The following is a 14,768-nucleotide window of genomic DNA, read 5'->3' on the forward strand; positions in this document are numbered from 1 at the left end:
CCTTGCACCGGCATTGGCGGCGACGCCACTGCCGGCCCACCCACCAGCGCCAGTAGAACATGGTGGTGAAGTAGCCAAGGATCCCCAGCACCACGCCGCACACCACCGAGCCGAGCAGGAAGGGTTGCCACAGCGTCGACAGCTGGTCGGTAATCCACTGGAAAGTCAGTTCGTCGGGCAGGGTACGCGGCGGTACCTGCATAAGCCAGGCGCCGGTCATGTAGGTGACGAAGAATACCGGTGGCATGGTCAGCGGGTTGGTCAGCCATACCAGGCTGACCGCGATCGGCAGGTTGCCGCGCAACGGAATGGCCAGCGCGGCGGCCAGCAGCATCTGCGCCGGCATCGGGATCAGCGCCGCGAACAGGCCAACGCCCATGGCCCGCGCCACCGAGTGGCGGTTCAGGTGCCAGAGGTTCGGGTCGTGCAGCAACTTGCCGAAAAAGCGTAAGGACTTGTGTTCCCGAATACTGGTCGGGTCCGGCATGTAGCGTTTGAAAAGTCGGCGCGGCATGTAGGCTCCCGGAGCGTTTATCCGGGCAGTATGCCCTGATTCCCGCTCAGCCTCGTTTAGAGTTTGTGACAATTGTTGAGCAAGCGCTGCCGGCAATTGGGCTATCCCTCAGAAGATGATTTTGCTTCTGGAGCTCTACTTCTATGCGCACAGGGATGCTTGCGCTCGCGCTCGGGCTGTTGTGCCTGGGCTTTCTCCCCGCATTGCCATCGGTCGGATGGCTGGTGCTGCTGGCAGTAGCCGGTGGCGCCGGCCTGTTCACCCGGCTGTGGCCGCTGGGCTGTTTTCTGTTAGGCCTGTGTTGGGCCTGCTGGTCCGCACAGCAGGCGCTGGATGACCGCCTGGCCGCCGGGCTGGACGGACGCACCCTGTGGCTTGAGGGCCAGGTGGTCGGCCTGCCGACCCGGACTGCGCAAGGTGTGCGCTTCGAGCTGGACGCGCCCCGTTCGCGGCGGGCAGAACTGCCACAGCGCCTGCAACTGAGCTGGTTCGATGGCCCGCCGCTGCGCACGGGCGAGCAGTGGCGGCTGGCGGTGACCTTGCAGCGCCCGGCCGGGTTGCTTAACCCGCATGGGCCGGATCGTGAGGCGCAACTGCTGGCGCGGCGGGTCGGTGCGACCGGTACCGTCAAGGCCGGGCAGTTGCTGGCGCCGGTTGCCGGCGGCTGGCGCGACACGCTGCGCCAGCACCTGTTGGCAGTCGAGGCCCATGGCCAGCAGGCAGCGTTGGTGGCGCTGGTACTTGGCGACGGGGCGGGCCTGGCCCGGGAGGACTGGCAAACGTTGCAGGCCACCGGCACGGTGCACCTGCTGGTGATCTCTGGCCAGCACATCGGCCTTGTTGCCGGTTTGCTGTATGGTCTGGTTGCCTGGCTGGCGCGTTGGGGGCTGTGGCCGGCACGGCTGCCATGGCTGCCTTGTGCCTGCGGTCTGGCCATGACCGCAGCGTTGGCGTACGGCTGGCTGGCCGGTGCAGGCGTGCCGGTACAACGGGCCTGCCTGATGCTGGCCGTGGTGTTGTTCTGGCGCCTGCGCTATCGCCATCTTGGCGCGACCTTGCCGTTGTTGCTGGCGCTAGACGCGGTGCTGCTGGTCGAGCCGTTGGCCGCGCTGTTGCCGGGGTTCTGGCTATCGTTCGCGGCCGTGGCCACGCTTGTCTATTGCTTCAGTGCCCGCCTGGGCGGCTGGCGCCCTTGGCAGGCCTGGACCCGGGCTCAATGGGTGATTGCCATCGGTTTGCTGCCGGTACTGTTGGCTACGGGTTTGCCAGTGAGCCTGAGTGCGCCGCTGGCCAACCTCGTTGCGGTGCCGTGGATCAGTCTGGTGGTACTGCCATTGGCGCTGCTGGGCACTTTGTTGCTGCCGTTGGGCGAGGTAGGGGAGGCATTGCTCTGGCTGGCGGGGGGGCTGCTCGATGTGCTGTTCCGGCTGCTGGCGCAGGCCGCGCAGCAGCAGTCGGCGTGGCTGCCACCAGCCCTGCCGTTGTGGGCCTGGTTGCTGGTGTGCCTGGGCGCTCTGCTGGTACTGCTGCCCCGTGGCGTGCCGCTGCGTGGTTTGGGCGGCATCATGCTGCTGGCCCTGTGGGTGCCCAAGGCGCCGGTGCCTTTCGGGCAAGTCGAGGTCTGGCAGATGGACGTCGGCCAGGGGCTGGCGGTGCTGTTGCGCACCCGCCATCACAACATGCTCTACGACGCCGGGCCGGCCAGGGGAGAGAGCGACCTGGGCGAGCGGGTGGTGTTGCCAACCTTGCGCAAGCTGGGGGTGGGCAGCCTGGACCTGATGCTCATCAGCCATGCCCATGCCGACCATGCTGGTGGTGCTGGGGCAATCCAGCGTGGCCTGCCGGTCAAACGGGTGATCGGCGGCGAAGTGCTGGATGACATGCAATTGCAACCTTGTGCCAGTGGCGAGCGATGGATGTGGGATGGCGTGCGCTTTTCGCTGTGGCGCTGGGCTGATGGGCGCAGCAGCAATGACCGTTCTTGTGTGTTGCTGGTGGAGGCGCAGGGTGAGCGGTTGTTGCTGGCGGGGGACATGGAAGCCGGTGCCGAGCGAGCCTGGCTGTCGGCCACCGAGGCGCCGCGTATCGACTGGTTGCAGGCGCCGCACCATGGCAGCCGCAGCTCGTCCAGCGAGGCCTTCATCCGCGCCACGGCGCCGCGCGGGGTACTGATCTCGCGCGGGCGCAACAATAGCTTCGGCCACCCGCATGCGCAGGTGGTCGAACGTTATCGGCGGCATGGGGTGGTGATGCATGACACGGCGGAGCAGGGGGCGTTGCGTTTGGTGTTGGGGAGGCTGGGGGAGGTCGAGAGTATGCGCCGACAGCGGCGCTTCTGGCGTGATGTTGGCGGTAGCTGAACTGGCCCTTTCGCGGGTTAACCCGCTCCCACAGGTACGGCGCAAGGCTTGAGAGCAGCGCAATACCTGTGGGAGCGGGTTCACCCGCGAAGAGGCGAGTTCAGACGCCCCAAAGCCCAAGGTGGAAACTGGCCCGGTCAATTCCCTGACCTCCGGCAGATGAGCCCCCGGCGCGCCTATGGTAGAGTGGCGGCCTTTTTCCAAAGGGGCGTTTACTGTGTGGGAATTGGTCAAGTCCGGTGGCTGGATGATGCTGCCGATCATTCTGAGCTCCATCGCAGCCATGGCTATCGTCGTCGAGCGCCTGTGGACCCTGCGCGCCAGTCGCGTGACCCCGCCGCACTTGCTGGGCCAGGTGTGGATGTGGATCAAGGACAAGCAACTGACCAGTGACAAGCTCAAGGCCCTGCGCGCCGATTCGCCACTAGGCGAAATCCTTGCCGCCGGCCTGGCCAATTCGCGCCATGGCCGCGAAATCATGAAGGAATGCATCGAGGAGGCCGCCTCGCGTGTCATCCACGAACTGGAGCGCTACATCAGCACCCTCGGCACCATCGCTGCCATGGCCCCGCTGCTGGGCCTGCTGGGCACCGTGCTGGGCATGATCGACATCTTCAGCGCTTTCATGGGCTCACAGATGACCGCCAACGCCGCAGTGCTGGCCGGTGGTATCTCCAAGGCCCTGGTCACCACAGCGGCCGGCCTGATGGTCGGTATCCCGGCGGTGTTCTTCCACCGCTTCCTGTTGCGCCGCATCGACGAGCTGGTGGTAGGCATGGAGCAGGAGGCGATCAAGCTGGTGGAAGTGATCCAGGGCGACCGTGAAGTGGAAGTGGCCGGAGGCAAGGCGTGAAGTTCCGGCGCAACCGCCAGCGGGAGAACGTCGACATCAACCTGGCGTCGCTGATCGATGTGGTGTTCGTCCTGCTGCTGTTCTTCGTGGTCACCACCACCTTCACCCGCGAGACCCAACTGCGCGTCGAACTGCCCGAAGCCGCCAGCGCCGAACAGGCGCCGCCCGACCAGGGCAAGCTGGTGGAAATCACCATCAGCGCCGAAGGCGTGTACTCGGTGAACAACCACCTGTTGCCCAAGAGCGACCTGGCCACCCTGAGCGAGGCGATCGAGCGTGAGTCGGGTGGCGACAACAAGCTGCCGCTGGCGATCAGCGCCGACGGCAAGACCCCGCACCAGGCTGTGGTCACCGCAATGGATGCTGCCGGCAAGCTCGGTTTCAGCCAGTTGCGCATGACCACCGTCGAGGCGGCCCAGGGCACGCCTTGATGGCCTTCGCCGATCGTCTGCTCGCCGCCTGGTACGCCGGGCACCCGGCCCTGGCGCTGCTGCGCCCGCTGGAGGCGCTGTATCGCCGCGTGGTCACGCGCAAGCGGGCGCGTTTTCTCAGTGGCGAAAGCGCCAGCTACCGGGCCCCGGTGCCGGTCATCGTGGTGGGTAACATTACCGTGGGTGGTACCGGCAAGACGCCGATGATCCTGTGGCTGATCGAGCACTGCCGGCAGCAGGGGCTGAAGGTGGGCGTGGTCAGCCGTGGCTATGGCGCCAAGCCGCCGCAGCTACCTTGGCGCGTGCAGGCCGACCAGGTAGCCGGGCAGGCCGGAGACGAGCCTCTGCTGATCGTGCAGCGTACCGGCGTGCCGCTGATGATCGACCCCGACCGCTCCCGCGCCGTGCAGGCCCTGCTGGCCAGCGAACCCCTCGACCTGATCCTGTGCGACGACGGCATGCAGCACTACCGCCTGGCGCGCGACCTGGAGCTGGTGCTGATCGATGCCGCCCGGGGCCTGGGCAATGGCCGCTGCCTGCCGGCGGGGCCGCTGCGTGAGCCGGCCGAGCGCCTGCACGAGGCTGACGCAGTGTTGTTCAATGGTGCCAGCGCAGACCGCGCCGATGGTTTCGGCTTCCGCCTGCAGCCGTCCACCCTGGTCAACCTGCGGACTGGTGAGCGCCGCGCGCTTGACCATTTCCCCGCAGGCCAACGCCTGCATGCGGTGGCCGGTATCGGCAACCCGCAACGTTTCTTCAATACCCTGCTGGGGCTAAACTGGCAGCCGGTGCCGCATGCCTTTGCCGACCATGCACAGTTCAGCGCACAGAGCCTGGCCTTCAGCCCGCCGCTGCCGCTGGTCATGACCGAAAAGGATGCGGTGAAATGCCGGGCCTTCGCTGCTGACGACTGGTGGTACCTGGCCGTCGAGGCGCAGCCCACCCCGGCCTTCAGCGCCTGGTTCGACAACCAGTTGCAACGCTTGCTGCGCAAGCCCTGAGCCCTTTTTCAATTCCCGGCCACCTGGCCTAAAGGAAGCCTCCAATGGACACCAAACTGCTCGATATCCTGGCCTGCCCGATCACCAAGGGCCCGCTCAAGCTCAGTGCCGACAAGACCGAGCTGATCAGCAAGGGCGCTGGCTTGGCCTACCCGATTCGCGACGGCATCCCGGTCATGCTGGAAAGCGAGGCACGCACCCTGACCGACGACGAGCGTCTGGACAAATGAGCCTGGACTTCACCGTGGTAATCCCCGCCCGGCTGCGCTCCACGCGTCTGCCGGGCAAGCCATTGCTGCCGATCGCCGGCAAGCCGATGGTGCAGCATGTATGGGAACAGGCCCGCAAGAGCGGCGCCAGCCGCGTGGTCATCGCCACCGACGACGCCAGCATCGTAGAGGCCTGCAAGGCCTTCGGCGCCGAAGTGCTGATGACTCGTGCCGACCATGAGTCGGGCACTGACCGCTTGGCCGAAGTGGCCGTGCACCTCGGCCTGCCGGCCGATGCCATCGTGGTCAACGTGCAGGGCGACGAACCGCTGATCCCACCGGTGATCATCGACCAGGTGGCAGCCAACCTGGCGGCACACCCGGAAGCCGGCATCGCCACCCTGGCCGAGCCGATCCATGAGCCGGAAACCGTGTTCAACCCCAACGCGGTCAAGGTAATCAGCGACAAGAACGGCCTGGCCCTGACCTTCAGCCGTGCACCGCTGCCCTGGGCCCGCGATGCGTTTGCCAAGGACCGCAACCTGTTGCCGGAAGGCGTGCCGTATCGCCGCCACATCGGCATGTACGCCTACCGCGTCGGTTTCCTGCAGGACTTCGTCAGTTGGGGCCCGTGCTGGCTCGAACAGACCGAAGCGCTGGAGCAGCTGCGTGCCCTGTGGCATGGCGTACGCATCCACGTCGAAGACGCCATCGAGGCGCCTGCCGTGGGCGTGGATACCCCTGAAGACCTGGAGCGCGTACGGCGCTTGCTGGAGGCCTGATGCGCGTCCTGTTTGTCTGCCTCGGCAATATCTGTCGCTCGCCCACCGCCGAAGGCGTGCTGCGCCATCAATTGCAGGCTGCCGGGCTTGCCGACCGGGTGCATGTGGCCTCGGCCGGCACCGGCGACTGGCACGTCGGCAAGGCGCCTGACAGCCGCACCTGCAAGGCAGCGCTGGCGCGTGGCTATGACCTGTCGCAGCAGCGCGCCCAGCAGGTCAAGGCGTCGCACTTTGCCGAATATGACCTGATCCTGGCGATGGACGAGAGCAACCTTGGTCACTTGCGTGCGATGCGCCCGCACACCGCAGTGGGGGAGCTCGACCTGTTCCTGCGGCGCTATGGCGCAGCACTGGATGAAGTGCCAGACCCGTACTACGGCGGTGCCGACGGCTTCGAGCAGGTGCTCGACCTGGTGGAAGCGGCGTGCCAGGCACTGGTCCTGGAAATCAAGGGGCGGCTATGACAGAGCAGTGGCAGGAGCAGGTATCGCTCAAGCCTTACAACACCTTTGGCATCGATGTGAAGGCGCGCTACTTCAGCCAGGCACATGATGACCAGGAGGTACGTCAGTCGCTGGCCCAGGCGCAGCAAGGCGGCGTGCCGGTGCTGGTTATTGGCGGTGGCAGCAACCTGCTGCTGACCCGTGATATCGATGCGCTGGTGCTGCATATGGCCAGCCGTGGCCGGCGCGTGCTCAGCGACGATGGCGAACGGATCGTGGTCGAGGCCGAGGCCGGTGAGCCATGGCACCCGTTCGTGCAGTGGACACTGGCGCAGGGGTATTGCGGGCTGGAGAACCTCAGCCTGATCCCTGGCACCGTGGGCGCCGCGCCGATGCAGAACGTGGGCGCCTATGGCGTGGAAATCAAGGACGTGTTCGCCGGCCTGACCGCCCTGGATCGCGAGACCGGCGAGTTGCGTGACTTCGGCTTGGTGGAGTGCGCTTTTGGCTACCGTGACAGCCTTTTCAAGCGCAACCCTGGCCGTTGGTTGATTCTGCGTGTGCGTTTTGCCTTGAATCGCACTTTGCAGGCGCACCTGGATTACGGCCCGGTGCGTCAGCGCCTGGCCGAGCAGGGCGTAACCGCGCCGACCGCGCAGGCGATCAGTGATGCAATCTGCAGTATTCGCCGCGAAAAGCTGCCAGACCCGGCAGAGCTGGGTAATGCCGGGAGTTTCTTCAAGAACCCGGTGGTCTCGGCGGAACTGGTCGAGCGTATCCGTGCGCAGTACCCGGGGGTGGTGGCTTATCCGCAGGCCGATGGCCAAGTGAAGCTGGCGGCAGGCTGGTTGATCGAGCAGGCAGGCTGGAAGGGCCATCGCGAGGGGGACGCCGGGGTGCATCGTTTGCAGTCGTTGGTGCTGGTCAACTACGGCCAGGCGAGCGGGGCGCAGATGCATGCACTGGCACGGCGGATCCAGGCCGATATCCTCGAGCGGTTCGGGGTGGAGTTGGAGATGGAGCCTAACCTCTACTGATTCATTGACTGGGCTGGCCCTTTCGCGGCTAAAGCCGCTCCCACAGGGACCTCACAGGGCTTGAGGGTGGTGGGGGCTGTGGGAGCGGGTTTACCCGCGAAGAGGCCGGTACAGGCAAAACGCCCAGCCAAGAAAAAGCCCCGCCAGTTCGCACTGGCGGGGCTTTTTCATTCAGCCTTGGCTATCAACCGTGATGAGGCTTTTGCTCATCGGTGGCTTCCAGGGCTGGCTCCTCGGCGGCTGCAGCAGCTTCCTGCGCGGCTTTGGCGGCAGCCTCGGCCTCACGCTTGCGGCGGCGTACTTCGCGCGGGTCGTTCGGCGCACGGCCGTTGGCCAGCATGACAGTGGCAGGTTCCACCGCCGCAGGGGCTTCGACCGGTGCAGGCTCGACGGCCACTGGAGCAGGCTCGGCCACCACTTCTGGCTGGGCTTCGACAATTGGAGCGGCTTGCTCGGCAACCGGAGCAGCTTCGACCACGGCCGGGGCCTGCTCGATTTCACCGGCCTCGACGGCAGGCGCTTCTACCGGTGCCTCGGCAACCACTACCGGTTCGGCAGCAGGTGCTTGCTCGACCACTGGCTGCGGAGCGACTTCGACCACGGGCTCGGCAGTTGCCTCGACCACGGCCACAGGCTCGCTGACCGGCTGCTCGACCACTGGGGCCACGGCCACTTCTTCAGCCTTGGCGGCAGCTTCGACCTGCTCGACCTTCTCAGCCTGCTCGACCGGCTGGGCGACTTCGCTGTCGTCGGTTTGCGCAACGGTGGCGACTTCGGCGGTGGCCAGCTCGGCCTGCTGGTTGGCCTGGGCTTCGGCGTCGGCACTGATGTTGCTGCTGGCGACAGCGGCGGTTACGGCCAGGCCGGCAGCCAGTTCGGCACCCAGCTCGGTGGCCTGGTGCGGTTGTGGCTGCTCTTCGCTGCCTTCTTCCTCGCTGCCATCGATCAGCTCGCCGTTGGCGTTGCGCTGACGCTCACGACGGTTGCTGCGGCGACGCTGGCCACGGGAACGGCGGCGCGGGCGCTCGCCATCGGTGCCTTCCTGTTCGTCCTGCAGCAGCTCTTCGTTCGGCAGTTGCTCTTCGGCCAGCTCGGCAGCCTGCTCAGCGGCTTCTTCGGCTACGCGTGGCTGACGCTCTTCACGTGGTGGGCGTGGGGCGCGTTCTTCGCGAGGAGCACGCTCTTCACGAGGTGCGCGCTCTTCACGCGGAGCTCGTTCTTCGCGAGGTGTGCGTTCTTCGCGAGGTGTGCGTTCTTCACGCGGTGCACGTTCTTCGCGTGGGGCGCGTTCCTCGCGAGGTGCGCGCTCTTCACGCGGGGCACGTTCTTCGCGGGCGACACGTTCCTCACGCGGCTGGCGTTCCTCGCGCTCGGCAGGGGTGGCGTCCAGTGGCTCACGCAGTTCGCGCACGCGCTCTTCGCCACGGTTGCCGCGGCGGTCTTCGCGTGGCTGGCGCGGTGCGCGCTCTTCACGCGGTGCACGTTCTTCGCGTGGGGCCCGTTCTTCACGTGGTGCACGCTCTTCGCGCGGTGCGCGTTCCTCTCGTGGAGCACGTTCCTCACGAGGTGCGCGCTCGGCACGCTCTTCACGCGGTTTGCGTTCTTCGTCGCGGCGGCCGTTGCGGTTGCGGCTCTGCTGGCGGCCGTTGCGGCGTTCTTCGTTGCGTGGGCTGCGCTCGGCGGCCGGTTTCTCGGCGGCAGCTACAACTGGCGCAGCGGCAGGCTCTTCCTTGCCGGCGAACAGGCTTACCAGCGACTTCACCAGGCCCTTGAACAGGCTTGGCTCCGGAGCGACCGGGGCAGGGGCGGCCGGTGCGGCAGGCTGCGGCTCTTCGACAGTGGCCGGTACCGGTGCGTTGGCGCGGGCCGGGGCAGTCTTGACCGCGGCCTCCTGGCGAACCAGGGTGCGGGTGGCGGTCGGCTGCGGCGCTTCTTCGGCTTCGGCGGCGGCGATCTCGTAGCTGGACTGGTTGTTCATCACTTCCGGGTTGTCGTCGCGCAGGCGCTGGACTTCGAAGTGTGGGGTTTCCAGGTGATCGTTCGGCAGGATGATGATGCGCGCACGGGTGCGCAGTTCGATCTTGGTGATCGAGTTGCGCTTCTCGTTGAGCAGGAAGGCTGCCACCGGGATCGGCACCTGTGCACGAACTTCGGCGGTGCGGTCCTTCAGGGCTTCTTCTTCGATCAGGCGCAGAATGGCCAGCGACAGCGATTCGACGTCACGGATGATGCCGGTGCCGGAGCAGCGAGGGCAGACGATGCCGCTGCTTTCGCCCAGCGACGGACGCAGGCGCTGACGGGACATTTCCAGCAGGCCGAAGCGCGAGATGCGACCGACCTGGACGCGAGCGCGGTCGGCCTCGAGGCATTCACGCACGCGCTCTTCGACCGCGCGCTGGTTTTTCGCCGGGGTCATGTCGATGAAGTCGATGACGATCAGGCCACCGATGTCACGCAGACGCAGCTGACGGGCGATTTCCTCGGCCGCTTCCAGGTTGGTCTGCAAGGCGGTTTCTTCGATGTCGCTGCCTTTGGTGGCGCGTGCCGAGTTGATGTCGATGGACACCAGGGCTTCGGTCGGGTCGATCACGATCGAACCGCCGGACGGCAGGTCGACCACGCGCTGGAAGGCGGTCTCGATCTGGCTTTCGATCTGGAAACGGTTGAACAGCGGCACGCTGTCTTCGTACAGCTTCACCTTGCTGGCGTACTGCGGCATTACCTGGCGGATGAAGGTCAGGGCTTCTTCCTGGGCGTCGATGCTGTCGATCAGCACTTCGCCGATGTCCTGGCGCAGGTAGTCGCGGATGGCGCGGATGATGACGTTGCTTTCCTGGTAGATCAGGAATGGCGCGGCGCGGTCCTGGGACGCTTCCTTGATGGCGGTCCACAGTTGCAGCAGGTAGTCGAGGTCCCACTGCATTTCTTCGCTGCTGCGGCCAAGGCCGGCAGTGCGCACGATCAGGCCCATGTCGCCCGGCACGGTCAGGCCGTTCAGGGCTTCACGCAGTTCGTTGCGCTCTTCGCCTTCGATGCGGCGGGAGATGCCACCGGCGCGCGGGTTGTTCGGCATCAGCACCAGGTAGCGGCCAGCCAGGCTGATGAAGGTGGTGAGGGCGGCGCCCTTGTTGCCACGCTCTTCCTTCTCGACCTGGACGATGACTTCCTGGCCTTCGCTCAGCACTTCCTTGATGTTGACCCGCCCTTCGGGGGCCTTCTTGAAGTATTCGCGGGAGATTTCTTTCAGCGGCAGGAAGCCGTGACGTTCGGAGCCGAAGTCGACGAAGGCGGCTTCGAGGCTGGGTTCGATGCGGGTGATCTTGCCTTTGTAGATGTTGGCCTTTTTCTGCTCGCGCGCGCCGGACTCGATGTCCAGGTCGTAGAGACGTTGGCCGTCCACCAGGGCTACACGCAACTCTTCGGGTTGAGTCGCGTTAATCAGCATTCTTTTCATGTTGTACCGTCGGTTTCCGGGCTGCCGGAAACGGCGTTCGGCACACACGACGTCTCATGGTCGGTGCCAAGGTGCGCAAAGGGTGGTCGGGCCACCCCCGTGTCGAGCGACGTTCGGCACCAGCCGGTTGCCCAGCCTGCCGTTGTCGCGACGACGCGTCCTGTTTGCTGCGGTGCCAACAAGGCCCCGGTGGCTTCGAATTGGAATCCGAATCAACCAAGCGGGCCTTGTGCACTCAGTCAGGAGGAGGAATCAACCGTCAGCCGTGGACGCCCGGGGGCATCTGTTCAGGACCTTATCCGCTCGCCAGCCGTCAGTGGACTGGTGGGCCGGACGCGGTGCTACACGGTCCGAGGGCTGTGCATCTCCACCCTGCACGTATCCCTGATAATTCGGGTGCTGCCGCGCGCTGAATCCGCAACGGGTTGCATTTTTCGCCAACGCAGGTTCTGCGCTGGCGCCATTCATGTCCAAGGCAGGTATTTCCGAAGCATTCGCCGGGCGTTGCGTGGAAGCGACGGGCGGGCAGAGGTGCAGCGAAAAGAATCGGGTAAGCAGGTGAAACACCGCACTTGTCGTTTTTTTTCGGTCTTCTCTACACAGCGCTGGTGGCGATTCCAGGCAATTCGGTAAACTGGCGAACACCCCGTAGGACGGCCTCGCGTCCTGGAGAATTGCGTTGGTCAGGGACCGGCAACGAGCCTGGTGCCACTGGCCTGCCGCTTTTGGCGGCGTTCGCGACTATAGCAGCAATGATTAAGTGCTTCAATTCCATAAAAAATTGTTATGATCCCGCAATGACGACCAATACCCCTCCGACTTCCGGCGTTCAGCTGATCGAAGTCGCGCCGGAGCTTGCCGGCCAACGCATCGACAATTTCCTCATCACGGCCCTCAAGGGCGTGCCCAAGACTTTGGTGTACCGCATCCTGCGCAAGGGTGAGGTGCGGGTCAACAAGGGGCGCGTCAAGCCGGAATACAAGATCCAGGCGGGCGACATCGTGCGGGTACCGCCCGTCCGCCTGCCGGAACGTGACGAGCCGGCGCCGGTAGCGCAGGGCTTGTTGCAGCGCCTGGAAGCGGCCATCGTCTACGAAGACAAGGCGCTGATCGTGATGAACAAGCCGGCCGGCATCGCCGTGCATGGCGGCAGCGGCCTGAGCTTCGGCGTGATCGAGGCGCTGCGCCAGTTGCGCCCGGACGCCAAGGAACTGGAGTTGGTGCACCGCCTGGACCGCGATACCTCCGGCCTGCTGATGATTGCCAAGAAGCGCAGCATGCTGCGCCATCTGCATGCCGCGCTACGCGGCGACGGTGTCGACAAGCGCTACATGGCGCTGGTGCGCGGCCACTGGCCGACCTCGAAGAAGCAGGTCAACGCGCCGTTGCTCAAGAGCAACCTGCGCTCCGGTGAGCGTATGGTCGAAGTCAACGACGAGGGCAAGGAGGCGCTGACCCTGTTCCGTGTGCTGCGTCGCTTCGGCGAGTTCGCCACCATTGTCGAGGCGCGCCCGATCACTGGCCGTACCCACCAGATCCGCGTGCATACCCTGCATGCCGGGCACATGATCGCCGGTGACAGCAAGTACGGCGACGAAGACTTCAGCCGCGAAATCCGCGAGCTGGGCGGCAAGCGCCTGTTCCTGCATGCCTACGCACTGACCGTACCGCTGCCGGATGGTGGCGAGCTGAAGCTCGAGGCGCCAGTGGATGAAGTCTGGGCGAAAACCGTTGAACGTCTGAGTGCGTCCTGATCCATGAAAAAAGGCTATGAGCTACTGATCTTCGACTGGGACGGCACGCTGGCCGACTCGATCGGGCGTATCGTCGAGGCGATGAATGCCGCCGCCGAGCGTGCTGGTGAGGCGCAAAGCAGCGAGGATGCGGTCAAGGGCATCATCGGTCTGGCCCTGGGCGAGGCGATCCACACCCTGTACCCGCACCTGGCGCCTGCGCAGGTCGAAAGCTTTCGTCAGCACTATGCCGATATCTACATGGCCCTGGACCAGCAGCCCTCGCCGCTGTTCGAGGGTGTGGTCGAGTCGCTGGATGCCTTCCGTGCCGAGGGTTACCGCCTGGCGGTGGCCACCGGCAAGGCCCGTCGCGGGCTGGATCGGGTGCTCAAGGCCAACGGCTGGGAGCAGTTTTTCGACATCACCCGCGCCGCTGACGAGACCCGAGGCAAACCGCACCCGCTGATGCTCGAGGAAATACTCGGCCATTGCGGCGTCGAACCCGCGCGTGCGCTGATGGTCGGAGATTCGGCGTTCGATCTGCAGATGGCCAGCAATGCCGGCATGCATTCGGTGGCCGTGGGCTATGGTGCCATGTCACTGTCGGCGCTGGCCGAATTCGGCCCGCAGGTATGCATTGATCATTTTTCCCAGTTGCGTGAGTGGCTGGGTGGTTCCGCAATTCCATTTCCAAGGTAGGTAAGCATGGCAGACGAATGGAAAGCCCCCGAGGCCGAACCCGAGGAGCGCGAAGAGCGCAAGAGCTGGAAGCTGCTGGAAAAGACCCTGCTGGCGAGCGTTCAGGAGCAGCGTCGGGCGCGACGTTGGGGGATCTTCTTCAAGTTGCTGGCCTTCGTCTACCTGTTCGGCATCCTGATCCTGTTCACACCGTTGATGGACATGGACAAGGCGGCGTCGCGCAGTACCAGCCATACCGCGCTGGTCGAGGTGCGCGGGGTGATTGCCGACCAGGAGCCGGCCAGCGCCGACAATATCGTCAAGAGCCTGCGCGAGGCGTTCAAGGACAGCAAGACCAAGGCTGTGGTGATGCGCATCAACAGCCCTGGCGGCAGCCCTGTGCAGTCGGGCTACGTGTATGACGAAATCCGCCGCCTGCGGGCTGAATACCCGGCCATCAAGCTGTATGCAGTCATTGCTGACCTTGGTGCTTCCGGCGCCTACTACATCGCCAGTGCCGCGGACGAGATCTATGCCGACAAGGCCAGCCTGGTGGGCTCGATTGGTGTGACGGCGGCCGGTTACGGCTTTGTCGGCACCATGGAGAAGCTGGGAGTGGAGCGGCGTACCTACACGGCGGGCGAGCACAAGGCCTTCCTTGACCCGTTCTCGCCGCAGAAGCCGGAAGAGACCGAGTTCTGGCAGGGCGTGCTGAATACCACGCATCAGCAGTTCATTGCCATGGTCAAGCAGGGGCGGGGCGAGCGCCTGAAGGACAAGGAGCATCCGGAGCTGTTCAGTGGCCTGGTCTGGTCGGGTGAGCAGGCCAAGGAGCTGGGTCTGGTCGATGGGCTGGGCAGTGCCAGCTATGTGGCGCGCGAGATCGTGGGCGAGAAGGACCTGGTGGACTTCACCGTGCAGGAGTCGGCGCTTGATCGCTTCTCCAAGCGTGTGGGGGCCAGTGTGGCCGAGCGTTTGGCGATGTGGATGGGGTTCCAGGGGCCGCAATTGCGCTGATTTTGTGCAGCATGGCTGTCTTGGGTTTTGCGTCGTCTGTGAGATCGAGCGCCGCCCGCGCGGCGCTTCGCGGGGCAAGCCCGCTCCCACATTTGTTGCAACGTGCCGAACCTGTCAGGCCATGGTTGCAAACCTTGGTGCATGTCTTGAGACGGGGGTGGCGCCAATGCCCACCTCGAATTCCAGTCATGCCGTCAAGACTGACAACCATGGCCTCACAGGCATGGCCACGTTGCAACAAATGTGGGAGCGGGCT

At 65.2% G+C, this 14,768-nt stretch carries 12 protein-coding genes and 1 pseudogene; 11 read left to right on the forward strand and 2 right to left on the reverse strand.

Annotated features, from left to right (window positions below; translation table 11 throughout):
- Positions 1-7: 7 nt before the first annotated feature.
- A pseudogene (locus tag R9B85_RS19785) lies at positions 8-514 on the reverse strand (DUF2062 domain-containing protein); the annotation flags it as partial.
- Between the two features lie 143 nt (positions 515-657).
- Here R9B85_RS19785 and R9B85_RS19790 point away from each other — a divergent pair.
- The 8 genes from R9B85_RS19790 to murB all read left to right on the forward strand — a co-directional run bounded on the left by R9B85_RS19790 (position 658) and on the right by murB (position 7,630).
- The gene (locus R9B85_RS19790) at positions 658-2,874 is read left to right on the forward strand and encodes a DNA internalization-related competence protein ComEC/Rec2 (protein WP_423770491.1); all 2,217 of its coding nucleotides are present in this window, start codon (positions 658-660) and stop codon (positions 2,872-2,874) included.
- Between the two features lie 217 nt (positions 2,875-3,091).
- On the forward strand, positions 3,092-3,727 hold the full coding sequence (locus R9B85_RS19795; protein ID WP_016391244.1) for a MotA/TolQ/ExbB proton channel family protein: 636 nt from the start codon (positions 3,092-3,094) through the stop codon (positions 3,725-3,727).
- A complete protein-coding gene (locus tag R9B85_RS19800; RefSeq protein WP_046617071.1) occupies positions 3,724-4,158 on the forward strand; it encodes an ExbD/TolR family protein in 435 nt (144 codons plus the stop codon). The genes R9B85_RS19795 and R9B85_RS19800 overlap by 4 nt, the downstream gene beginning before the upstream one ends.
- On the forward strand, positions 4,158-5,159 hold the full coding sequence (gene lpxK, locus R9B85_RS19805; protein ID WP_112253343.1) for a tetraacyldisaccharide 4'-kinase: 1,002 nt from the start codon (positions 4,158-4,160) through the stop codon (positions 5,157-5,159). Before R9B85_RS19800 ends, lpxK begins: the two co-directional genes overlap by 1 nt.
- 44 nt (positions 5,160-5,203) lie before the next feature.
- Entirely contained in the window at positions 5,204-5,389 is a 186-nt protein-coding gene (locus R9B85_RS19810; RefSeq protein WP_003247142.1) for a Trm112 family protein, read from the forward strand.
- Positions 5,386-6,150 carry a 3-deoxy-manno-octulosonate cytidylyltransferase gene (kdsB, locus tag R9B85_RS19815; protein WP_375149606.1) on the forward strand — a complete coding sequence of 255 codons (765 nt, stop codon included), beginning with the start codon at positions 5,386-5,388 and terminating at the stop codon, positions 6,148-6,150. Before R9B85_RS19810 ends, kdsB begins: the two co-directional genes overlap by 4 nt.
- Positions 6,150-6,614 (forward strand): low molecular weight protein-tyrosine-phosphatase, encoded by a 465-nt coding sequence (locus tag R9B85_RS19820; protein ID WP_112253341.1) that lies wholly within the window; start codon positions 6,150-6,152, stop codon positions 6,612-6,614. The genes kdsB and R9B85_RS19820 overlap by 1 nt, the downstream gene beginning before the upstream one ends.
- Positions 6,611-7,630, forward strand: coding sequence for a UDP-N-acetylmuramate dehydrogenase (gene murB, locus R9B85_RS19825; protein ID WP_423770492.1), 1,020 nt, complete (start codon positions 6,611-6,613; stop codon positions 7,628-7,630). The genes R9B85_RS19820 and murB overlap by 4 nt, the downstream gene beginning before the upstream one ends.
- Before the next feature lie 184 nt (positions 7,631-7,814).
- On the opposite strand, the gene rne is transcribed toward murB, so the two are convergent.
- On the reverse strand, positions 7,815-11,084 hold the full coding sequence (gene rne / locus R9B85_RS19830; protein WP_181457378.1) for a ribonuclease E: 3,270 nt from the start codon (positions 11,082-11,084) through the stop codon (positions 7,815-7,817).
- A gap of 797 nt (positions 11,085-11,881) precedes the next feature.
- Here rne and rluC point away from each other — a divergent pair.
- The 3 genes from rluC to sppA are packed head-to-tail and all read left to right on the forward strand — an operon-like array spanning position 11,882 to position 14,512.
- Positions 11,882-12,838 carry a 23S rRNA pseudouridine(955/2504/2580) synthase RluC gene (rluC, locus tag R9B85_RS19835; RefSeq protein ID WP_103449704.1) on the forward strand — a complete coding sequence of 319 codons (957 nt, stop codon included), beginning with the start codon at positions 11,882-11,884 and terminating at the stop codon, positions 12,836-12,838.
- A gap of 3 nt (positions 12,839-12,841) precedes the next feature.
- On the forward strand, positions 12,842-13,516 hold the full coding sequence (locus R9B85_RS19840; RefSeq protein ID WP_252379360.1) for an HAD family hydrolase: 675 nt from the start codon (positions 12,842-12,844) through the stop codon (positions 13,514-13,516).
- A 6-nt stretch (positions 13,517-13,522) separates the two neighbouring features.
- Entirely contained in the window at positions 13,523-14,512 is a 990-nt protein-coding gene (gene sppA / locus R9B85_RS19845; RefSeq protein WP_207879769.1) for a signal peptide peptidase SppA, read from the forward strand.
- Positions 14,513-14,768: the final 256 nt, after the last annotated feature.

This window comes from Pseudomonas sp. NLJ1 (assembly GCF_049486705.1).
Classification (GTDB): domain Bacteria; phylum Pseudomonadota; class Gammaproteobacteria; order Pseudomonadales; family Pseudomonadaceae; genus Aquipseudomonas; species Aquipseudomonas inefficax.